Below are 22299 nucleotides of genomic sequence, written 5' to 3' on the forward strand. Positions count from 1 at the left end.
GTGTGGAAGGATTCGAACCTCCGACCGCCTGGTTCGTAGCCAGGTACTCTATCCAGCTGAGCTACACACGCGTAAACTTTGAATCCTGCGCATTTCCTTCAAAAGGAAATGGCGGAGAGAGAGGGATTCGAACCCTCGATAGGGGTTAACCTATACACCCTTAGCAGGGGTGCGCCTTCAGCCACTCGGCCATCTCTCCTCGATGTGGAGCCGCAGTTTAATGATTCACTGGGGGAAGTCAAACCTTTTTTCCGGACTGGAGGTTTGTTCGTTGAGCATTTGAGCAATTCAGCCAATTTTCATGCAAAACAGAGATTTTTTGACGGTTCAGGGGAAAGTCGAGGGCAAGAAAAAGGCTGGTTACCCAGCCTTCTTTTTCTTATGCATCATCAGATGCGTCGTCACCCGGATACTGAGAGTTTTTCTCAGCCTGGATACGCATATAAATTTCTTCACGATGCACAGATACTTCTTTCGGGGCATTTACGCCAATCCGAACCTGGTTTCCTTTGACGCCCAATACAGTGACGGTCACTTCGTCACCAATCATCAGGGTCTCTCCTACACGACGGGTCAATATAAGCATTCGCTTGCTCCTGTTCCGTTTTTCCAACAAGTCCTTACTTAAAGCTAGCGTAATTCTCTGTTATCACAAGAGATTATCTAGCAGCCGTTCCTTGTTTTCCGTGTCACTGCGAAAAACCGGCCCATTTACTCAAAAAGTGAGCGGCGGATTATAGCTTATCTTCCAGCCATGTCGACACGCTGGACAGAGCCTTGTCGAGATTTTCCGGTTGTGTACCGCCAGCCTGAGCCATATCCGGCCTGCCGCCACCTTTGCCCCCCACTTGCTGGGCAACAAAGTTCACCAGTTCGCCGGCTTTGACTTTGTCGGTGAGATCTTTACTCACGCCAGCAATCAGGCTGACCTTTTCACCTTCCGCTACCGCCAGCATCAACACCCCGGAACCCAGTTTGGTCTTCAGGCTGTCCATCAGGTCGCGCAATGATTTGGCTTCCACACCGTCCAGTTTGGCCGACAGAAGTTTCACGCCTTTTATTTCCACGGCACTGTTAAGCAGATCGGCACCGGCCTGGCTGGCCAGCTTTTGCTTCAACTGCTGAATCTCTTTTTCCAGCCCTTTGGACTGTTCCAGCAATTGCCCAACCCGCTCTGGTAAGCCAGCCAGATCGGATTTCAATTGACCGGCCATACTTTGCAGTTGCGTGCTGTGTTGCTGGCTGAAAGCCAATGCGCCAGCACCTGTCACGGCTTCGATACGGCGCACTCCGGAGGCAATGCCGCTTTCACTGATAATACGGAACAAACCAATATCACCGGTACGCTGCACATGGGTACCACCACATAGTTCCATGGAAAACTCGCCCATGGACACCACCCGCACCTCATCGTCGTATTTCTCACCGAACAGCGCCTGAGCACCGGCCGCTTTGGCATCTTCTATAGCCATCAGCCTGGTGCTGAGATCATGGTTCTGGCGCACCTGCTGGTTCACCAGGCTCTCAATCTCAATAAGTTGTTCGCGACTGACTGCTTCGAAATGGGAAAAATCAAAACGCAGTCTGTCGGGCTGGACCAGCGAGCCTTTCTGGTTAACATGCTCACCCAACACTTGTTTCAATGCGGCATGCAGCAAATGTGTGGCGCTGTGGTTCAGTTTGATAGCCTGACGACGCTCCGCATCGATTTGCGCATCCACCTTATCGCCAACGCGAATGGCTGTTTCGGCGACACCTTTATGGGCAATAGCATTACCCAGTTTGACCGTATCGGTTACCCGAAATACGCCATTTAACAGCTTAAGCACACCAGTATCACCAACTTGCCCACCGGATTCGGCATAAAAGGGAGTGTTATCTAATACCACGATACCCTGTTCACCGACGGCCAGACTGGCCACCGCGCTTTGCAGATTAAACAGCTCCAGCACTTGCGCCATGCCTGCTTCATTGTCATAACCGGTGAACTCAGAACAGTTCTCGCTGGTGAGCTGTGCGTTGTAATCCGCACCAAAGTTGCTGGCCGCCTGCGCGCGTTTGCGCTGCTCGGCCATTGCGGCTTCAAAGCCCTGCTCATCAATGCTGTAGCCTTTTTCACGGGCCACATCATTGGTTAAATCAGACGGGAAGCCGTAGGTATCGTAGAGTTTAAACACCAGCTCACCCGGAATGACCTTGCCATCCAGACTTTCAAGGGCGTCGCTGAGAATTTGCATACCGCGCTCAAGCGTGCGGGCAAACTGCTCTTCCTCGGCTTTAAGCACCCTTTCGATACTGGCCTGCTGGGTTTTCAGTTCAGGATAAGCTGCGCCCATCTGTGTCACCAAAGACGCCACCAGCTTGTAGAAGAAAATATCCTGAGCGCCTAACTTATAGCCATGCCGTACCGCGCGGCGAATGATGCGGCGCAGCACATAGCCACGCCCTTCGTTGGACGGCAGTACACCGTCAGCAATCAAAAAGCCACAGGAACGAATATGATCAGCCACCACGCGCAGGGATTTGTCCTGCAGGTCTTTTGCGCCGGTCACACTGGCGGCATCTTTGATCAAAGCCTGGAATAGATCGATTTCATAGTTGCTGTGCACATGCTGCAAAATGGCAGAGATTCGCTCCAGCCCCATCCCCGTATCAATAGAAGGCTTGGGCAGAGGCTCCATGCTACCGTCGGCCTGACGGTTAAACTGCATAAACACCAGATTCCAGATTTCGATAAAACGATCGCCATCTTCTTCCGGTGTTCCAGGCGGGCCACCCCAGATATGTTCGCCATGATCGTAAAAAATCTCTGAACAGGGACCGCAAGGGCCGGTATCGCCCATTGACCAGAAGTTGTCCGAGGTGCCGATACGAATAATTTTGTCTTTCGGAATACCGATTTCTTTTTCCCAGATTTCAAAGGCTTCGTCATCTTCGGCATACACTGTGACTAATAGCTTGTGTTTGGGCAATTTCAGTTCTTCAGTCAGGAAGTTCCATGCCAGGGCAATGGCTTCTTTCTTAAAATAGTCGCCGAAGCTGAAATTCCCCAGCATTTCAAAGAAGGTGTGATGCCTGGCGGTATAACCGACATTCTCCAGGTCATTATGTTTGCCACCGGCCCGCACACAGCGCTGAGAAGAGACCGCACGCGTGTAAGCGCGCTTTTCCGCCCCCAGGAATACATCTTTAAACTGGTTCATACCTGCGTTGGTGAACAGTAACGTGGGGTCGTCCGCAGGCACCAATGAGCTGCTCGCCACTTTCTGGTGACCATGTTTGGCAAAGTAGTCCAAAAATGCGCTTCGAATTTCAGCAGTGCTAATAGTCATTTAACATCCCGGAGAAAAAAACAGTGAAAAATAAACCTTGAAATCAGTGCGGACAATATCATGAAATCTCGCTGACTGTCAGGTGCAATCATAAGTAAATAAAAGGGCTGCCAGCACCCATTGCGATCTTTTCTGGCACTTCAGTGGCATTGCGCTATCCAATTGCTGAAACTAACAATTATTCTGCTTCACATGCATAACGAATCTGCTCACTGCTAAAGCCTTTGTATTGCAGATAACGCATTCTTTTTTGTTGCTCTTTCCAATCCGTTGCAGGGCGAGAATACTTGCGTTGATACAGCTTTTTGGCCGTTTCAAACCAGTCCACCTGTAATGCTTCAAGTGCCTGCTTAATCTGATAGTCGGCCACTTGTCGCTGCCTGAGCTCGGCCCTGATACGCAGTTCCCCCTGGCCCTTAGCGACCCTTTGCCGAACAAAACTTTCGGCAAAACGTAAATCAGACTGCCAGCCGCGTTCAATAAATTCCTGCAACACTTGTCTGCCCAGCTCTGCGTCCAGTTCCCGTAACGCCAGCTTGGTCAACAATTCGGCCTGACTGTGCTCACGTCTTGCCAGCAGGGATGTCAGGGTTTCCCGGATGATCTTGCGATCAGCATCTGTCATAGTAATCCGCAGTAACATAGTTTCCCCATATATTGTAACGCCGGGTCGGTATGGATTTGAAATTCAGTTTTATCGATAGCCTTAAACGGATCTGTCCTAAAGCGTGGCAAAAGCTGGCGGCTGATGCCGGGCCTTTTCTGCACTATCATTTTTTATCGGCATTGGAGGCGTCTCAGTGTGTGGGCGGCAGTAGTGGCTGGCAACCCAAACATTTACTGATAGAAGACAATCTGGGTATCGCGGCGGTGATGCCACTTTATGAGAAATGGCACAGTTACGGCGAATATGTGTTTGACTTTGCCTGGGCCGATGCTTACGCAGCTCAGGGGCTGAATTACTACCCCAAGTTGCTGGCTGGCATCCCATTTACGCCGGTGCCCGGTGACCGTTTGCTGGTCAGGGCCGATCTTAATGTGCAATTACTGTGGCAAGATGTTGTACGGTATCTGCAGCAGCAATGTCAGCTGCAGCACTACTCTTCGATCCATCTGCTGTTTTTGCAGCAAGCCGATTCAGACCAACTTCAGCCACTGAACTGTGTCCAGCGCCACAGCATTCAGTTTCATTGGTATAACCGCCGTTACCACAACTTCGGCGAGTTCGTTGCCACCTTTAATTCAAGAAAGCGCAAAAACCTGCTCAAGGAGCGGCGTAAACTTGCTGACAGCGGACTGACCTTCAGACGGTTAAGTGGTGCTGACCTCAGTGCTGCAGACATGGACGACTTTTACCAATGCTACTGCAATACTTACCTCAAACGTTCCGGCCATACGGGCTATCTGAATCGCGCATTTTTCAATGCATTGGTGCAAAGTATGCCGGAACAGATGTTGCTGGTGCAGGCCCACAAAAACCAGCAATTGCTGGCTTGTGCTCTGCTTTTTTATGATCACATATGCCTGTACGGCCGCTACTGGGGCTGCATAGAAGAAGTGGACGGGCTGCATTTTGAGCTTTGCTATTATCAGGGCATTGAATTTTGTATAGAGAAAGGTCTGCTCGTTTTTAACCCAGGTACACAAGGAGAACATAAATTACTGAGGGGCTTTGAACCAACCTTATGTTTCAGCAATCATTGGCTGGCCCATGACCGGTTGCACTCGGCAGTGCACAATTTTATTCAACATGAGAAACAGCAACTGGCCAGCTACAAAGATAATGCCATGCAGTTTTTACCTTTTGCCAGAGGCTCACAGCACTCTGGCTGAGCGCATCGCTCAAAAGACTGCTACCTTTTAATAAAAAGTGCTGGCAGTAACTTGTGAAATACTCTGGCTATATCAGTTTTGTACTGCTATTGATTTGTTCCTTTGCTGGCTTCGGCCAAACACTTATTCTTGGCGTATCGGAGCGCCACGAAAGCGGCCTGGCCAGACCTGGCGAGTACCGGTTAGCCTGGCAGTTAACTCAGCAAGTGCTTGGCAACAACCAGGAGTTCAAGCTCACTTTGCAATCAATGCCCTGGGCCTGGTCGCAAAGTCAGTTGCAGCAGGGCAAACTGGACGCATTGTTTTTTGCCGCCATCACCCCAGAGCGGGAGCGATGGGCTCAGTTTACTGCACCATTAGCTATCTCAAGAGCAGGTTTTTTTCGCTTATCCAGCCAGCCCTTTGCAAGTGCCGAACAGATCCGCACATCGGATTTGCTGGTAGGGGTTATTGAGGGCTCGGCACAAAGTCAGTTTCTGCGCGACAGTGGTTACAATAACCTATATGGCTTGGTGGAGAGCGACGCACTGCTGCAATTGCTTAAAGGTGGCAGGGTAAAGCACATCTTTATCGTGGAAACCCTGGCCCGTTATTACTGCAGCGATAAAAGTGGACAGCGACAAAACTTGTGTCTGGAAGCTGGGGACATGCCTATGGAGGCAGGTATTCATATTATGGGGCGCCAGGGTAATGCCAACTTCGGTCGTTTCGCCAGGGCGTTAAACAATGGACTGAACAAACTGGTATCGGAAGACCGGGTTTGGCCGCTATTTGAGCAAAACGGGTTATCCAGACTTAGCTATCAGAAGTGGCAGCAAATCCTTGACCGCCAAATGGCCTTATCGCCTTAAGGCATCTTCTGCCAAACCAATAATTGATTGTTAGCCGGCATCTGTACTCTTTGCCCTAAGCTTAGTGAGGTTCCCGACAGCCAATCCTGCAACTCATTGATATCGCGAATTCCACCATAGCCCTGCGCTTTTAGGTGCAGATCAAATTGCTCATTGCTGTCACTGGTGTACTGACCATCAATATTAAAAGGTCCGTACTGGCAAAATACCCCGCCGCAGGGTAAGTGCTCAGCCACCATCTCCATCATCAATCGGGCTTGCTGCGGCTGCATAATATGTGTGGTATTGGCGGTAAACACCGCATCCGCTTGGGTATCCGGCCAGTCATCTTCACCCACAGTAAAATTTAGCGGGCGACGCAAGTTGTCACAGGGAAACTCATCAATCCAGGCATTAATACCGGCATGATTGTGCGGCATATCACTGCACTGCCAGACTATAGGTGACAGTGACGGGGCAAAATACACCGCGTGCTGGCCTGTGCCGGAACCAATCTCCAGTACATGCCTGACATTACTGAAACGAACCCGCAGAAATTGCAGTATGGGCTGTTTATTATTTTCACAGGCCTGACTAAAAGACTTTGACATACCAGTATCCACAAAACGCTAAACAGAAATCATACCTAAAGCTATTGCATTACCCAACTTATTGCAGTCGACCAATGTTTAAATAATAGACACCAAATGTCAGATATATTTACACAACTTAACCTCCAACGTCGAAGTGGAGCATAAACAATTGTTTTTATATAACTTTCCTTGTTGGCCCAATTTGTGCTTAAAGCGGCAGCGCTATACATATTTCACCAGAAAAAGTTGTTGTTAGTAGGAAGTTAATTGATGTTATCTATTCGTCGCACTTTTGGTGCCGCCATCTTTACTATGTTTTCCCTGCAAGCTAATGCCGGTTTGATTCACCAATTTGATTTTATCAATATGAACGCCCCTGAAGTGTTACCCCAGATTGATATGTACGATGCTGGCTTAGCACTACAGGTGAGCGGCTGGACCACCAGCTTCAATTCTGATGGCGAACAAAAAGAATCCTGGCAGCCGGTTAGCTTTCCCGGTATTTTTTATGCCGACCTCGGTTTGGGTCTGATTTCCTCCGACGATGACGGTCCATTTCTGGATGGTGGCAGCTCATCATATTATGATGAAGATCCTGATGAAGGTTTTCTGCTGGTATTTTCCCATACCGTCTCTTTAGACATGATGTTTTTTGAAGGTGTCGGCAGATCAGATGATATCAATATTTCCCTGGTAGATTTCAGCAGCGGTATACCTGAGTTGCAGATAAGCTTCCATGACATTGAACCAGAGTTTGGTGTAATAGCCGCAAACGACCCGTCAAGTGCTCTGGTTGGTAAGGCATTTATGCTGTGGGTTGACGGAGATGATGATTCCGTTGCCTTGGCGGGCTTACAGGTCACCCGCGTTCCTTTGCCTGCCACTGCCCCGCTGATGGCGCTGGGCCTGGTGATGTTACGCAGGTTCCGTCGCGGCTAAGAACACCGATTCACTTGGCTCTCAGCACAAATATCCAAGTCTGCTAAAGTCGCCGCCGCAAACTATCGGGCGGCGCTTTGTCCCACCTTCAGTGACTTTAATCTACTCAGAAAATCTTGCCCTTGTGGCCCCTCTATCGGCGCCCAGGCGGCAAAGTCTTTATCCTCCATCGCCTGGCAAGGGCCCTGTTTAACTTCAAAAAAGGTCGCGGGTTCATCACCAGGCACAACGGTATGCCAGGTGTTAGCCGGGATCTCCAGCCCCCTGAGTGGGCCATCAGCATTGAGTTCATACCTTTGTAGTAACTTTGCCGACTCATCAAAGATCAAGAATGCCACTTGCCCCTGCAACATCAAAAAGCATTCCCATTTTTCCAACTGACTATGCCGGTGCGGACGTACATAAGAGTCTGGCATCAAGGTAATAAACAGCCTTTGTACCGGGTCATTCAAATCCTGATGAATATTGTGATTTAACCGCCGTCTGGGGCTCTCATTGGCCCCCTGTTGAAGCGATTGAAACAATTCTTGGTTAAAAAATTTTACAGACACTAACCTTACACCATCTATTTCAATGAACTGTCAGTAATGACTGACACGAGTACAGAGCCAATCTTATGAAAATACTTCAAGTAATCACAATAATACTATGTGTATTAGCCTATGGCGTTGAAGTTGAAGCAAAAGCATGTAAAAAAGGTAAGCCTTGTGGGAATTCATGTATCTCTAAAAACAAGACTTGTCGAATTGGAACAACGCACTATTCACCGAAGAGAGTCTACAGCTTTCCTCAGTCGTCAAAAGACCCCGCCTCACCCAGCAGCCCCTCAGTGTCTTATGGCCAGCCTTATCAATATGATGACAAGACACCAGCTCGTTCTAAAACATACGCGGTCAAAGCATCGAGCCTAAATGTAAGAGAAAAGCCAAGCACTACCGCGAAGATTATAGGCACTCTTACTAGAGGAAATAAAATTCCTGTCTTCGATGTTTCTGGAGAATGGGGTGCAGTTATTTACAAAGGGGAGATTGGTTGGATACATCTAAATTTTCTAGAATGAGGGAGCTCATGCTCCCTCCCTGACAACTGACATCTAACAACGGCTAACTTAAATTCGGCGCCAGCCACTTCTCAGCAGTCTGCGTATCCCAGCCCTTGCGCTGCGCATAGTCTGCCAACTGGTCGGCTTGAATCTGCGCTACGGCAAAATACTTACTTTGCGGATGGGCAAAATACCAGCCGGATACCGAAGCTCCGGGCCACATGGCATAGCTGGATGTCAGTTGCATACCGATCCGGCGCTCTACATCCAACAAATCCCAGATTTTCTGCTTCTCGGTGTGTTCAGGGCAGGCTGCATAGCCGGGCGCCGGGCGAATACCCTGATACTTCTCGCGGATCAACTCATCGTTATCCAGGTTTTCATCCGCTGCATAGCCCCAGATTTCCTTGCGTACCTTTTCATGCAGATACTCGGCAAAGGCTTCTGCTAAGCGGTCAGCCACGGCTTTAACCATAATAGCGTTATAGTCATCCCCTGCAGCTTTATAGGCATCGGCCAGCTCATCTTCACCAATGCCGCCGGTAACGGCAAAGGCGCCGGTATAGTCGGCAATGCCACTGTCTTTGCTGGCAATAAAATCACTCAGGCAGTAATTGGGAAAATCCGCCTTCTCGGTTTGCTGGCGCAAATGACAAGCCCGGCTCAGCACCCGGCTACGGCTTTCATCTGCGTAAATTTCAATATCATCGCCAACCCGGTTGGCCGGGAAGATGCCTACCACCCCTTTGGCCTGAATTTCGCCAGATTGAGCAAAACGATCGAGCATGGTATTGGCATCGGCAAACAGTGTTTTTGCCTCTTCGCCCACTACCTCATCGTCAAAGATACGCGGGTATTTACCGGCCAGTGACCAGGTCAGGAAAAACGGTGTCCAGTCAATATAGCGGCGCAATGTAGCAATATCCGCCGTGACTTCCTGCACGCCAGGTTGATTGGGCGACTTGGGTTGATAGTCGCTAAAGTCCAGTTTGACGTCATTAGCACGGGCCTGCTCCAAGGAAACAGGTTTGGTACGCGGCTTTTTACGGGCATGCTGCTCACGAACTTTGGCATATTCCAGTGACAGCTCAGCGGCAAAATCGGCGCGCCCTGTAGCTGAAATCAGTTTCTGACACACCCCTACCGCGCGGGACGCGTTAGGCACATACACCACAGGGCCATGATAATTCTGTTCAATTTTTACCGCGGTATGGGCTTTGGACGTGGTCGCGCCGCCAATCAGCAAAGGTAATTCAAAACCCTGACGCTGCATTTCCTTGGCCACATGCACCATTTCATCCAGCGACGGGGTGATCAAACCGGATAAGCCAATCATATCGGCCTGTTGTTCGCGGGCGGTTTGCAGAATCTTCTCGCACGGCACCATCACACCAAGGTCAATCACCTCGAAGTTATTACATTGCAGCACCACACCAACAATATTCTTGCCGATATCGTGGACATCGCCTTTTACCGTGGCCAGCAGGATCTTGCCGTTGGAGGAACCGGCACTTTTTTCCTTTTCAATATAAGGCTGCAGGTAAGCCACCGCGCGCTTCATAACCCGCGCCGATTTGACCACCTGCGGCAGGAACATCTTGCCCTCGCCGAACAGGTCGCCCACCACATTCATGCCGTCCATTAACGGCCCTTCGATCACATGCAGGGGTTTCTCGGCTTGCTGGCGGGCCGCCTCGGTGTCTTCTTCGATAAAATCGGTAATACCTTTTACCAGCGCATGTTCCAGGCGTTTGTTCACCGGCCAGCTGCGCCATTCCTGGGTTTCTTTTTCTACCTCTTTACCGTCGCCTTTGTATTTGGGCGCCAGTTCCAGTAACCGGTCGGTGGCATCGGGGTGACGATTAAGAATGACATCCTCGACGGCTTCTCGCAGTTCCTGGGGAATGTCGTCATATACCGCCAACTGCCCGGCGTTAACAATGGCCATATCCATCCCGGCCTTGATGGCATAGTAAAGAAACACCGAGTGCATGGCCTCGCGCACCGGTTCGTTGCCGCGAAACGAGAATGACACGTTAGACAGGCCGCCGGAAATATGCGCATGGGGCAGATGCTGACGAATCTTGCGGGTGGCATTGATAAAGTCCACCGCATAGTTGTTGTGCTCTTCAATGCCGGTAGCCACCGCAAAGATATTCGGGTCAAAAATAATATCTTCCGGGGCAAAGCCGATCTTCTCGGTGAGCAGCTTGTAACTGCGCTGACAAATTTCAAATTTACGCGCTTCGGTATCGGCCTGGCCAGTTTCATCAAAGGCCATCACCACAGTAGCAGCGCCATAACGCTTAATCAGTTTGGCCTGATGCAGAAACTGCTCCTCGCCTTCCTTAAGACTGATGGAGTTAACAATGGCCTTGCCTTGCACGCACTTCAGGCCCGCCTCTATTACCGACCATTTGGACGAGTCGATCATCACCGGCACCCGGCTGATATCCGGCTCGGAGGCAATCAGGTTCAAGAAACGCACCATGGCGACTTCTGAGTCCAACATGGCTTCGTCCATGTTGATGTCGATCACCTGGGCACCGTTTTCCACCTGCTGACGGGCCACATCCAGGGCGGTTTCATAGTCTCCTTCCAGAATCAGGCGTTTAAAGCGGGCGGAGCCTGTGACGTTGGTACGCTCGCCGACGTTAATAAAGTTGGCGCTGGCTTGTTGAGTCATGCTTACCTCGGTCTGTTACTGTACAAAGGGCTCTAGGCCGGACAGGCGTAATCTGACCGGCAGCTTTGGCGCGGTTCTTGGCGCTTTACCCGCGACGGCATCGGCCAGCACACGAATATGCTGAGGCGTGGTGCCACAACAGCCACCGACTATGTTGAGCATTCCGGCATCGGCCCATTCACGAATATGTACCGCCATTTCTTCGCCGTCCATATCGTATTCGCCAAATTCATTGGGCAGACCGGCATTGGGGTGGGCAGATACCGCACATTCGCACACATCACTGAGCTCCTGCACATACTGGCGCAGCAAATCCGGCCCCAGAGCGCAATTAAGACCAAAGGACAGCGGCTTTATATGGCGCAGTGAATAATAAAAAGCTTCGGTGGTTTGCCCGGACAGGGTACGCCCCGACGCATCGGTGATCGTGCCTGAGATCATCACCGGCAAACGTTGCTGGCGTTTTTCAAATACATTTTCCACCGCAAAGGCGGCTGCTTTGGCATTTAAGGTATCAAAGATGGTTTCAATCAGAATAATATCTGCACCGCCTTCCATCAGGGCCTGAGTGGCCTCTTCATAGGCTGCTACCAACTCATCAAAGGTGACATTACGTTTGCCTGGATCATTCACATCTGGCGAGATTGAGGCGGTGCGGTTAGTGGGACCTAACACCCCGGCGACATAGCGGGGGCGTTCAGGCGTACTGTATTTGTCGCAAGCCTGCCTGGCCAAACGGGTGGCCTCAAGATTAATTTCATACACCAGCGCCTGCATATCATAATCCGCCATGGCGATAGAGGTGGCGTTAAAGGTGTTGGTTTCCAGAATATCGGCCCCTGCAGCCAGATACTGTTCATGAATGTCAGAAATAATCTCTGGCTGGGTTAATACCAGCAAATCATTGTTGCCCTTGATATCCATATGCCAGTCGGCAAAACGCTGTCCGCGATAATCGGCTTCTTCCAGCTTATGCTGCTGGATCATGGTGCCCATGGCGCCATCCAGGATCAGGATGCGCGATTTCAGGGCCTCTTCGATGGGCTTAAGCTTCAACTAAACAATCCTCTTTATGCCTTTCAGGCAATATCCGACAGGTTATACGGGGTTTCCTGATACACATAGTAATTCAGCCAGTTGGTGAACAACAAATTACCATGGGAGCGCCAGGTGACCAATGGCGGCTTGCCAGGGTCATCGCCAGGGAAATAATTATCCGGCACAGCAGGCGACAGGCCACTATCCAGATCGCGCTGATATTCACCTGCCAGGGTATCAGGGTCATATTCTGGGTGACCGGTAACAAATACCAAACGCTTGTCCTTACTGGCTGCCAGGTAAACCCCGGCCTTGTCTGAGGTGGCCAGTACCTTGATATCCGCTAATGACAAATAGGTGTCTGTCGGAATTTCCCCAAAACGGGAATGGCAGGCGTTGAATACCGGGTCGAAACCGCGCAGCAGTTCATCGTGCTCCTGATTAACCTGATGCACAAACACGCCAGAGAGCTTATTTTCGCGCAGACGCCGGTCAATACCATAGTAATGGTACATGGCTGCATGGGCGGCCCAGCACAAAAACAGGGTGGACTGCACATGGCGTCGTGCCCAATCCAGTACCGATTGCATCTTATCCCAGTACTTAACATCTTCATAATCCAGCAAGGCAAGCGGTGCGCCGGTGACAATCAGCCCGTCATACTTCTTCTGCGCCACATCTTCAAACTGGTGATAAAACGCATCCATATGGGCTTTCGGGGTATTCTTCGGTGCTTCGTTGTCAATCCGAATTAAATCCACATTGATTTGCAATGGCGTATTGGACAGCAGTCGCAACAGTTGCACTTCGGTCTCAATCTTATTCGGCATCAAATTCAGAATACCGACTTCCAAAGGACGAATATCCTGATGGGCCGCACGGTCCATCCCCATCACAAAAATGTTCTCTTCGCCTAAAACATCTTGTGCAGGTAAGTCATTGGGTATGCGAATTGGCATGGTAGTGCTCCGAACAAGTGAACGAATAGGCCGCCCCGGCGCTATGGCGATCTTGCCAAGACGTCTGGAAATGTCAACCTCTTTACGTCTAGACGTCCAAAACAAGTATAATAAGATGGAAATCAAAGTTCACAGTCTGTCTTTGCAGTACGTCAGCGCCGCCATTACCGCGCGTGCAGAGGATCGGTTTGTAAAAGGTGACTTTTAAATCAAGAGTAAAACCTATAGCTTATACACCTGTTAAAAGACCCTGAAGGACCAGATAGCGTGAACTGGCAACTGGCTAGACAATTTCCTTCCCTGGTGTGGATTATGATCCTGGGGGTATTCTTTTCACGTGGTACCTTCTTTATGGTCTGGCCCTTCATGGCCATTATGCTTTACCAGAAGTTCAACCTGAACGAATGGCAAGTGGGCCTGACCATGACCTTGTCTGCCGTATCGGCCGTATTGGTGGGGTTTTACGCCGGGGCACTCACCGACAGGCTGGGGCGTAAAACCATGCTGATCACTGCCGGGGTGCTGGCAGTACTGGCTTTCAGTCTGCTTGCCGTTGCCGATCAGGTACTGCTTTATGCTATCTGCATGACCTTTTGCGCCATTAGCCGGGAGATTTGGGAACCACCAGCCAAAGCCATCATCAGCGATATGCTGCCAAGCAGTGAAATGCGTGAGATGGCTTTTCAGTTACGCTACTTTTCCATCAATGTGGGTGCGGCACTGTTTCCCCTGGCGGGCGTATGGCTGGGTTTTTCCGGCCAGCAGCATACGTTTTTTGCCGTTGCAGCCGTGTATCTTATTTTGCTATGGGTTGTCTGGTGGGGGTTTCGTCGTCCTTCGTCCCCCAAAACTGCGACAGCCAGCATTGTGCCCCTCAGACAGATATTAACCGTACTTAAGCAGGATAAGCTGTTTTTGCTGCTGGTTGCCGCCAATACTTTAGTGGCATTTGTCTTTGCGCATATGGACTCATCCCTGGTTCAGTATCTGAGTCGTGAAGGATTGGACAACGTGGTGCAGTTAGTTGGCACCCTGATTTTCACCAACGGTATGACGATCGTCTGTTTCCAATTTGTGATGGTAAGACTGATGCAAAAGCGCAGTTTGACTCACAGGGTGCAAGTAGGCATGGTACTGCTGACACTCTCCCAGTTAGGTTATGCCCTTAATCCGGTAGAATGGTATTGGGGTTGGATAGTTGCCACCTTTCTACTGAGCCTGGGCGAATGTGTGCTTTTTCCTACCATGAATATTCAAATCGATCGCATTGCGCCGCCCAATATGCGCGGGGTTTACTACGGGGCTGCGGCTATCTATTCGCTGGGATTTGCTATTGCACCTTATATCGGTGGTCTGCTGCTCAAGGCCTATGGCGGCCCCGCACTGTTTCTTTGCACGAGCTTTTGCTGTTTGGCGGTGTTCGTTCTTTATCAACAGGTTAGACGGGCTGAACGACAAGCATTGCAGTTGTCTGACGGGCCATTGGAGAATCAGGGATGATTAAACTTCTGCAGCATTTACCCCTTGTGTGGGTACTGTGGTCACCTTTTCTGATGGCCAAGCCAACATCCTTAGTAGCTGCGGCCCAGGCCCGCACCCAGATTGAAGTTCATTATAATGGTAGTTACCGCAAGCTGGCCTATCCAGGCGGCGATGTGCCTGACAATATCGGTGTTTGTACCGACCTGATTATCCGCAGCTATCGCGCACTTGGTGTGGACCTGCAACAATTAGTGCACGAGGATATGCTGGCTAATTTTTCCTTATATCCATCCAAACGCATCTGGGGCTTGCAAAAACCTGACAGCAATATTGACCACAGACGAGTCCCCAACCTGCAGGTATTTTTCAGTCGACAGGGCCTGACATTGCCAAATTCACAGGATAAATCAGACTATCAGCCCGGCGATTTGGTGACCTGGATGTTGCCAGGCAATCTGCCTCATATAGGTATAGTCAGTACCAGTAAAGCCGCAGATGGAACACCATTAGTACTGCACAATATCGGCGCAGGGCCAGTAGAGGACAACCGGCTGTTCAGCTTTCCTATCACCGGACATTACCGCTATTTTCATCAGTCTTCCAACCAACAAAACTGATAAAAGTGAAGCCGTATTATTAATATCTGAAAACAAAAAGGCCCGAAAACGGGCCTTTCTCACAAACAAGCTAATGCTTACAGTACATCTTCAGAAACGCCTTCCTCGGCTTTAACTGTTTTAGCCAATAACAGTTTGTCACGCAGTTGCTTTTCAATCGCCTGAGCAATCTCCGGTTTTTCCTTCATAAATTTTACTGCGTTGGCCTTACCCTGGCCGATACGTTCGCCATTATAGCTATACCAGGCCCCGGCTTTTTCCACGAACTTGTGCAGCACGCCCATGTCCACCAGCTCGGCTTCTTTGCTGATCCCTTCGCCGTACATAATATTAAATTCGGCCTGCTTGAAGGGGGGAGCCACTTTGTTTTTTACCACCTTCACGCGGGTTTCGCTGCCAACCACTTCATCCCCCTCTTTCACCGCACCAATACGGCGGATATCCAAGCGAACCGAGGCATAAAATTTCAGAGCATTACCACCAGTGGTGGTCTCGGGGTTGCCGAACATCACACCAATTTTCATACGGATCTGGTTGATAAAAATACATAGGGTATTGGAGCGCTTAATATTACCGGTCAGCTTACGCAGTGCCTGCGACATCAGACGAGCCTGTAACCCTACATGAGAGTCACCCATTTCACCTTCAATCTCAGCTTTAGGCGTCAGGGCTGCCACTGAGTCTACTACCACCACATCCACGGCGCCTGAACGCACCAACATATCGCAAATTTCCAGCGCCTGTTCACCGGTATCCGGCTGAGATACCAGCAGCTCTTCCACATTCACGCCAAGCTTACCAGCATAAACAGGGTCAAGTGCATGCTCGGCATCCACGAATGCGCAGGTTTTACCCATTTTCTGGGCCTGGGCAATCACTTGCAGTGTTAAGGTAGTTTTACCAGAAGATTCAGGACCGTAGATTTCCACTACCCGGCCACAAGGCAGGCCGCCAATCCCCAGCGCCACATCCACACTCAAAGAGCCAGTGGAAATAGCTTCAATATCCATCGCCTGGTTATCGCCCAGACGCATGATGGCACCTTTACCGAATTGTTTTTCAATTTGTCCCAGGGCGGCTGACAAGGCCCTGGCTTTATTATCTTCCATTGGTCGCTCCTTCTCTGAGCAGGTTGACAGTCGTCATTTATTGAATGCAAGTATACTGTATAGCCATACAGTTACAAGAGCTTGATGGAAAATTTGTGTAGATTGGCGTTTAATAGGGTGCCGCCCCTGCGGCTATACCAACAAGGGCGGTGCCTGGCGGCGATGCTGTTACTTAGAGAATCCTCTATTGCCATAACGTCTGGCAAACTTCTCTATGGGTAAACCATTGCATTGCACGTCGTCAACCCTACCATTAAACATACTTTGCTTAACCTTCTCATAGACCTCCCTAGAGGTCACTGCAGCAAAGCACAGCTCGGATTCGCGGCTATCCTGAGTCTTCTCGAAGGTGTACACCACAACAGATTTGCCCGAGGTGTTGTCGCGGTATTTCTTGGCAAATTCTTTTAAGGTCATGCCGTTACAGCTGAAGGTTTGCAATTCTGTTTGGTTAAATCCAAATTCTTCAGCTTTGGCTTCCATTGCAGCATCAGATTCAGCAGCAGCAATGCAAATCGCAGTTAAATTGGAATTGTCGCCACTAACCAAATCAGCAGCCAAAGTGAATGGACTGGTGCACAGCGCCACAACGGACAAAACAAGGAGTGATTTTTTCATTATTGGGTTTCCCAGATTGAATAATTATTATCATTAACAGTCGGTCAAGTGGAACCGATGTTAATTAAACCTAATCCAGGAATACCAGTTACGCAAAATCATCCATAAAATAACCATTAATCAACTGGTTGCTGTTCAATAACAGGCCATTCTGAGCGAACTTAGCGCCCATATGTCAGTATGGATACTTGTTGCTTGCTGCCGGCCCAAGTGCAACCGTTAACGAATAGCTTCAGCCCCAAACCTCAGGGCAAATTCCACCGCTTGCTGGCGAATTTGCTGTCTATCGCCCTCAAAGCGCTGCAGAACACTTTTTGTTTCGCCCTTCAAGGCCAAGCCAAACCACACAGTGCCAACCGGCTTCTCCGGGCTGCCACCATCCGGGCCCGCAATACCGCTTACGGCAATGGCCATGTCAGCCTTGGCGGCATTTAATGCCCCCTGAGCCATTTCTTCGACGGTCTGGGCTGATACTGCGCCGTGCACCACCAGGGTGTCAGTTTGCACACCAAGTAAATCCTGCTTGGCCTGATTAGAGTAGGTGATAAAGCCGCGTTCAAACCAGGAGGAACTTCCAGAGACGCTGGTAATGGCGTATCCTATGCCCCCTCCGGTGCAGGATTCAGCGCAGGTCATTGTCCAACCCTTTTGTTTAAGGGTGTCGCCCAACTCACCGGCCAGGCGCAGGCTCGTTTCTGTCGTCATCTTTTCTAATCCCGACAATAACAAAGAATAGCGTCATTATGCCCTCTGATAATTTTGCCATGCAAGCCGGTCTTTTTAACCAACAGCAGCTCGCCCAGCATACGCCGATGATGCAGCAATATCTGCGCATCAAATCTGAACACCCGCAGATTCTTTTGTTCTATCGTATGGGTGACTTCTATGAACTGTTCTACGACGACGCCAAACGGGCCGCCCAGTTGCTGGACATCTCGCTGACGGCCAGGGGTAAATCCGGCGGCGATCCGATTCCCATGGCCGGTGTGCCTTACCATGCCGTGGAAGGCTATCTGGCCAAATTGGTCAAACTGGGACAATCCGTGGCGATTTGTGAGCAGGTTGGTGACCCGGCCACCAGCAAAGGGCCGGTGGAACGCAAAGTAACCCGTATAGTCACCCCAGGCACTATCACCGATGAGGCACTTTTAGAAGACCGGCGAGACAACTTGCTGGCTGCTGTTTGGCAAGACAAGGCCGGTTTCGGCTACGCCACGCTGGAGTTATCCAGTGGCCGTTTCAGCCTCTGTGAACTGAAAAACGAAGAAGCCCTGCAAGCAGAATTACAGCGCACCCAACCCGCTGAGCTGCTGTATCCCGAAGGCATGGCAGCATTTAACCTGATTGAACAACGTCGTGGCCTGCGTCGCCGCCCTCAATGGGAGTTCGATCTGCAAACCGCCATTACCCAGTTGAACCAACAGTTCGGCACCCGCGAATTAAGCGGCTTTGGTGTAGAAAAAGCCGAGTTGGGTCTGTGCGCCGCTGGCTGCGTAATGCAATATGTCAAAGATACACAGCGTGCCGCCCTGCCGCATATTCGCGCCATTCGTCTGGAAACTCAGGCGGATACCGTGCAAATGGACGCCGCCACCAGGCGAAATCTGGAATTGACTCAGAATCTTGCCGGGGGCATCGAAAATACCCTGGCATCGGTACTGGACAAAACCAGCACCGCCATGGGCAGCCGCTTATTGCAGCGCTGGATCCACCGTCCACTCACCAATATTCAAACCCTGAAGCAAAGGCAAGACTGCATTCGGGCCCTGATAGACGCCGATATCAGCGAACTGAAAGACTATCTGAAGCAGGTCGGCGACATGGAACGGGTATTAGGGCGTCTGGCTTTGCGTAGCGCCCGGCCCAGAGACTTTGCCCGTCTGCGCCAGGCTTTTGCTCAGCTCCCTGCTATTCGTACTTTTTTGGCCAGCCTGGACTGTCCGCCTATGGACAACCTAGGCAGGGAAATCAACGAATTTCCGGCCCTGCTCGACTTACTGGAACGGGCAATTATCGACAACCCGCCGGTCCTGATCCGTGATGGCGGCGTGATAGCCCCCGGTTTTAACGCCGAATTAGACGAACTCCGAGCACTGTCCAAAGGTGCCACAGATTATCTGGAGCGTTTGGAAGAAAGGGAAAAACAGCGTACTGATATTCCCACTCTGAAGGTCGGCTTTAATAAGGTGCATGGCTACTATATCGAAGTCAGTCGCGGCTACGCCGATCTGGTGCCACCAGAATATGTACGTCGTCAGACCCTGAAAAACAATGAACGCTACATTATTCCTGAGTTGAAGGAGTATGAAGACAAGGTTCTGACCAGTCAGGGCCGCGCCCTGGCCCTGGAAAAGCAACTTTACGATGCGCTGTTTGATGAATTGCTGCCACAACTGTTTGAATTACAGCTTAGCGGTGCTGCGCTGGCCGAACTGGATGTATTGAGCAATCTGGCCGACTGCGCCCTGCGTTTTGATTACCAGCGTCCACAGTTCAGCGAAGAGCCAGGTATCCAATATGATCGCGGCCGCCATCCGGTGGTGGAACAGGTGCTTAACGACCCTTTTATTGCCAATCCACTGGCCCTTGGCAATCAGCGCCGCATGCTGATTATTACCGGGCCGAATATGGGCGGTAAGTCTACCTATATGCGCCAGACCGCTCTGATTGTGCTGATGGCGCACATGGGCAGCTTTGTGCCAGCCGAAAATGCCCGGCTTGGCCCGGTGGACCGAATCTTTACCCGCATTGGCGCATCAGATGATTTGGCTTCCGGTCGCTCCACCTTTATGGTGGAAATGACCGAAACCGCCAATATTCTGAATAATGCCAGTGCCAACAGCCTGGTACTGATGGATGAAATCGGCCGCGGCACCAGTACCTATGACGGCCTATCACTGGCCTGGGCCACGGCCTGTTATCTGGCCGAAAAGATTCATGCCTTTACCTTGTTCGCCACCCATTATTTTGAAATGACGCAACTGGCTGACAGCATGCAACAGCTGGCCAATGTACATCTGGATGCGGTGGAACATGATGATGGCATTAGCTTTATGCACGCCGTGCAGGAAGGCGCAGCGGACCGGAGCTACGGTTTGCAAGTGGCCATGCTGGCTGGCGTACCTAAGCCCGTGATTCTGGCAGCCAAGGCTAAATTGCAGGAACTGGAGCGGAATGAGTCCCAGCCGTCGGGTAACATCGCCCCTGCCCCGCCAGCCCAATTGGACTTTATTCAGCAACAAGACCCGCTACGCAAGCATCTTAAGCGCCTGAATCCAGATGAACTTAGCCCCAGGCAGGCATTGGATATGCTGTATGAATTGAAACGCCTGGCCCAGGATTAACCTCTGCCACTTGCAGGGCGCAGCCTGGCTTCGCCCTGCATGTCTCTCACTGCGCTGACCATGCAAGATTTCGACCTGATTCTGGTGTTTTAGATTGAGAGATATCCGCTATTTGCGTATACTGTTTTCCCGTCCTGATAAGAATTCCACGCGCCTCCATGCTATCCACTTCTGGTGGATTCGTTTGCGTTGTGGCATGGATTTTCGATTAACTCCCAAGTCTTAGGTTTCGCATGACAAACTATATTTTCGTGACGGGTGGTGTGGTTTCATCACTGGGTAAAGGTATTGCTGCCGCTTCCCTGGCTGCTATTCTGGAGGCCCGGGGCCTGAAAGTAACCATGCTGAAACTGGATCCTTATATCAACGTGGATCCAGGCACCATGAGCCCAATTCAACACGGTGAGGTGTTTGTTACCGATGATGGCGCCGAAACCGATCTGGATTTGGGCCATTACGAACGCTTTATCCGCACCCGCATGACCAGCCGCAACAACTTCACCACCGGTCGGGTGTATGAAGAAGTGATCAAACGCGAACGTCGTGGCGACTATCTGGGTGCCACCATTCAAGTTATTCCGCATATTACTAATGAAATCAAGCGCCGGGTGATTGAAGGTGCCGAAGGTGTGGATGTCGCCATTGTCGAAATTGGTGGCACAGTGGGTGATATTGAATCCCAGCCCTTCCTGGAAGCTATTCGTCAACTAGGCACTGAAATTGGCCGCGAGCGCGCCATGTACATGCATTTGACCCTGGTGCCTTATATGGCCGCCTCTGGTGAAGTGAAAACCAAGCCGACTCAACACTCAGTGAAAGAGCTGCGCAGCATTGGTATTCAACCGGATATTCTGGTCTGTCGCTCCGAAGCCCAGTTACCGGCCAATGAACGTTCAAAAATCGCCCTGTTTACCAATGTGGCAGACAAAGCGGTTGTCAGCTTAAAAGATGTAGACAGTATCTACCGCATCCCAGCCATGCTGAAATCTCAGGGCCTGGATGAATTAGTGGTTAAACGTTTTGGCCTGAGCTGCCCGGAAGCCGACCTGGCAGAATGGGAGCAGGTGCTATACGCCGAGTCCAATCCCAATGGCGAAGTGACCATTGGCATGGTGGGCAAATATGTGGCGCTGCCGGATGCCTATAAGTCAGTGAATGAAGCATTAAAGCACGCCGGGTTAAAAAACCGCCTGACGGTCAATATCCAGTATATTGATTCGCAGGACATTGAGAGCAAAGGCACAGACTTACTGGCTGGCCTGGATGCTATTCTGGTGCCCGGCGGTTTCGGTGAACGGGGTATTGAAGGCAAGATTGCCGCGGCCCGCTACGCCCGTGAGAATAAAGTACCGTATCTGGGTATCTGCCTGGGTATGCAAGTGGCGGTGATTGAATACGCCCGTAATGTGGCTGGTCTTGAAAATGCCAACAGCACCGAGTTTGATACCAGTACGCCAAACCCGGTGGTAGGCCTGATTACCGAGTGGCTGGATGCCGACGGCAGCACCGAAACCCGCACCGAAAATTCCGATCTGGGTGGTACCATGCGACTGGGTAGCCAGTTGTGCCATTTGATCAAAGGCAGTAAAGTGCATGCCATGTACGGCAGCGAAACGATTTATGAGCGTCATCGCCACAGATACGAAGTAAACAATAACCTGCGTCCACAAATCGAGGCAGCGGGTCTGAAAGTGACGGGATTGTCCACCGACAAGCGTTTAGTCGAAATCATCGAAATAGATGATCATCCATGGTTTGTCGCCGGCCAGTTCCACCCTGAGTTCAACTCTACCCCGCGCGATGGTCATCCTTTATTTGAAGGGTTTGTGGCCGCCGCCGGGCAACATCATAAAAGCAATAATTGATGGGCGTAGCCT

At 50.7% G+C, this 22299-nt stretch carries 19 protein-coding genes and 2 tRNA genes; 8 read left to right on the forward strand and 13 right to left on the reverse strand.

The annotated features are described in order from the left end of the window. The 5 genes from ABD028_RS08495 to ABD028_RS08515 all read right to left on the reverse strand — a co-directional run bounded on the left by ABD028_RS08495 (nucleotide 1) and on the right by ABD028_RS08515 (nucleotide 3975). Nucleotides 1-71 (reverse strand) — tRNA-Arg (locus ABD028_RS08495). A gap of 38 nt (nucleotides 72-109) precedes the next feature. Then, nucleotides 110-199 (reverse strand) — tRNA-Ser (locus tag ABD028_RS08500). Nucleotides 200-379: 180 nt separating this feature from the next. Then, nucleotides 380-586 carry a carbon storage regulator CsrA gene (csrA, locus tag ABD028_RS08505; RefSeq protein ID WP_102798289.1) on the reverse strand — a complete coding sequence of 69 codons (207 nt, stop codon included), beginning with the start codon at nucleotides 584-586 and terminating at the stop codon, nucleotides 380-382. A gap of 148 nt (nucleotides 587-734) precedes the next feature. Continuing rightward, nucleotides 735-3332, reverse strand: coding sequence for an alanine--tRNA ligase (gene alaS / locus ABD028_RS08510; protein ID WP_343844159.1), 2598 nt, complete (start codon nucleotides 3330-3332; stop codon nucleotides 735-737). 178 nt (nucleotides 3333-3510) lie between these two features. Then, nucleotides 3511-3975 (reverse strand): regulatory protein RecX, encoded by a 465-nt coding sequence (locus ABD028_RS08515; RefSeq protein WP_343844161.1) that lies wholly within the window; start codon nucleotides 3973-3975, stop codon nucleotides 3511-3513. A gap of 32 nt (nucleotides 3976-4007) precedes the next feature. Between ABD028_RS08515 and ABD028_RS08520 the strand changes: the two genes are divergently transcribed. Both ABD028_RS08520 and ABD028_RS08525 read left to right on the forward strand, forming a co-directional pair. Then, a complete protein-coding gene (locus ABD028_RS08520; protein ID WP_343844163.1) occupies nucleotides 4008-5165 on the forward strand; it encodes a GNAT family N-acetyltransferase in 1158 nt (385 codons plus the stop codon). Nucleotides 5166-5218: 53 nt separating this feature from the next. Next, entirely contained in the window at nucleotides 5219-6016 is a 798-nt protein-coding gene (locus ABD028_RS08525; RefSeq protein WP_343844165.1) for a substrate-binding periplasmic protein, read from the forward strand. Here ABD028_RS08525 and ABD028_RS08530 read toward each other — a convergent pair. Beyond that, nucleotides 6013-6606 carry a DUF938 domain-containing protein gene (locus tag ABD028_RS08530; protein ID WP_343844167.1) on the reverse strand — a complete coding sequence of 198 codons (594 nt, stop codon included), beginning with the start codon at nucleotides 6604-6606 and terminating at the stop codon, nucleotides 6013-6015. The genes ABD028_RS08525 and ABD028_RS08530 overlap by 4 nt on opposite strands. A gap of 249 nt (nucleotides 6607-6855) precedes the next feature. Here ABD028_RS08530 and ABD028_RS08535 point away from each other — a divergent pair, with 249 nt between their 5' ends. After that, entirely contained in the window at nucleotides 6856-7527 is a 672-nt protein-coding gene (locus ABD028_RS08535) for a hypothetical protein (RefSeq protein ID WP_343844169.1), read from the forward strand. Between the two features lie 62 nt (nucleotides 7528-7589). On the opposite strand, the gene ABD028_RS08540 is transcribed toward ABD028_RS08535, so the two are convergent. Further along, a complete protein-coding gene (locus ABD028_RS08540; protein WP_343844171.1) occupies nucleotides 7590-8078 on the reverse strand; it encodes a WbuC family cupin fold metalloprotein in 489 nt (162 codons plus the stop codon). A gap of 65 nt (nucleotides 8079-8143) precedes the next feature. On the opposite strand from ABD028_RS08540, the gene ABD028_RS08545 reads away from it, so the two are divergent. Further along, on the forward strand, nucleotides 8144-8587 hold the full coding sequence (locus tag ABD028_RS08545) for an SH3 domain-containing protein (RefSeq protein WP_343844173.1): 444 nt from the start codon (nucleotides 8144-8146) through the stop codon (nucleotides 8585-8587). 43 nt (nucleotides 8588-8630) lie between these two features. On the opposite strand, the gene metH is transcribed toward ABD028_RS08545, so the two are convergent. Genes metH through metA form a run of 3 tightly spaced genes read right to left on the reverse strand, consistent with a single transcriptional unit; the run spans nucleotide 8631 to nucleotide 13252 of the window. Further along, on the reverse strand, nucleotides 8631-11255 hold the full coding sequence (gene metH / locus ABD028_RS08550; RefSeq protein ID WP_343844174.1) for a methionine synthase: 2625 nt from the start codon (nucleotides 11253-11255) through the stop codon (nucleotides 8631-8633). Nucleotides 11256-11270: 15 nt separating this feature from the next. Next, nucleotides 11271-12311, reverse strand: a complete 1041-nt coding sequence (locus ABD028_RS08555) for a homocysteine S-methyltransferase family protein (protein ID WP_343844175.1) — start codon at nucleotides 12309-12311, stop codon at nucleotides 11271-11273. Nucleotides 12312-12334: 23 nt separating this feature from the next. Then, a complete protein-coding gene (gene metA, locus ABD028_RS08560) occupies nucleotides 12335-13252 on the reverse strand; it encodes a homoserine O-acetyltransferase MetA (RefSeq protein ID WP_102798296.1) in 918 nt (305 codons plus the stop codon). A 267-nt stretch (nucleotides 13253-13519) separates the two neighbouring features. Here metA and ABD028_RS08565 point away from each other — a divergent pair, with 267 nt between their 5' ends. Then, on the forward strand, nucleotides 13520-14752 hold the full coding sequence (locus ABD028_RS08565) for an MDR family MFS transporter (protein WP_343844176.1): 1233 nt from the start codon (nucleotides 13520-13522) through the stop codon (nucleotides 14750-14752). Nucleotides 14753-14805: 53 nt separating this feature from the next. Beyond that, nucleotides 14806-15351, forward strand: coding sequence for a DUF1287 domain-containing protein (locus ABD028_RS08570; RefSeq protein WP_343844318.1), 546 nt, complete (start codon nucleotides 14806-14808; stop codon nucleotides 15349-15351). A 77-nt stretch (nucleotides 15352-15428) separates the two neighbouring features. On the opposite strand, the gene recA is transcribed toward ABD028_RS08570, so the two are convergent. The 3 genes from recA to pncC form a co-directional block, all read right to left on the reverse strand. Further along, complete coding sequence (gene recA / locus ABD028_RS08575) at nucleotides 15429-16460, reverse strand: recombinase RecA (protein ID WP_102798299.1); 1032 nt, start codon at nucleotides 16458-16460, stop codon at nucleotides 15429-15431. A 168-nt stretch (nucleotides 16461-16628) separates the two neighbouring features. Next, complete coding sequence (locus ABD028_RS08580; protein WP_343844177.1) at nucleotides 16629-17078, reverse strand: hypothetical protein; 450 nt, start codon at nucleotides 17076-17078, stop codon at nucleotides 16629-16631. 219 nt (nucleotides 17079-17297) lie between these two features. Continuing rightward, a complete protein-coding gene (gene pncC / locus ABD028_RS08585; protein ID WP_343844178.1) occupies nucleotides 17298-17783 on the reverse strand; it encodes a nicotinamide-nucleotide amidase in 486 nt (161 codons plus the stop codon). A gap of 38 nt (nucleotides 17784-17821) precedes the next feature. On the opposite strand from pncC, the gene mutS reads away from it, so the two are divergent. Together mutS and pyrG are read left to right on the forward strand one after the other, a co-directional pair. Beyond that, nucleotides 17822-20422: a DNA mismatch repair protein MutS gene (mutS, locus tag ABD028_RS08590; protein WP_343844180.1), complete on the forward strand. Its 2601-nt coding sequence runs from the start codon at nucleotides 17822-17824 to the stop codon at nucleotides 20420-20422. 233 nt (nucleotides 20423-20655) lie between these two features. After that, entirely contained in the window at nucleotides 20656-22287 is a 1632-nt protein-coding gene (gene pyrG, locus ABD028_RS08595; RefSeq protein ID WP_102798303.1) for a CTP synthase, read from the forward strand. Nucleotides 22288-22299 lie beyond the last annotated feature (12 nt).

This window comes from Bowmanella denitrificans (assembly GCF_039522935.1).
Taxonomy (GTDB): Bacteria; Pseudomonadota; Gammaproteobacteria; order Enterobacterales; family Alteromonadaceae; genus Bowmanella; species Bowmanella denitrificans.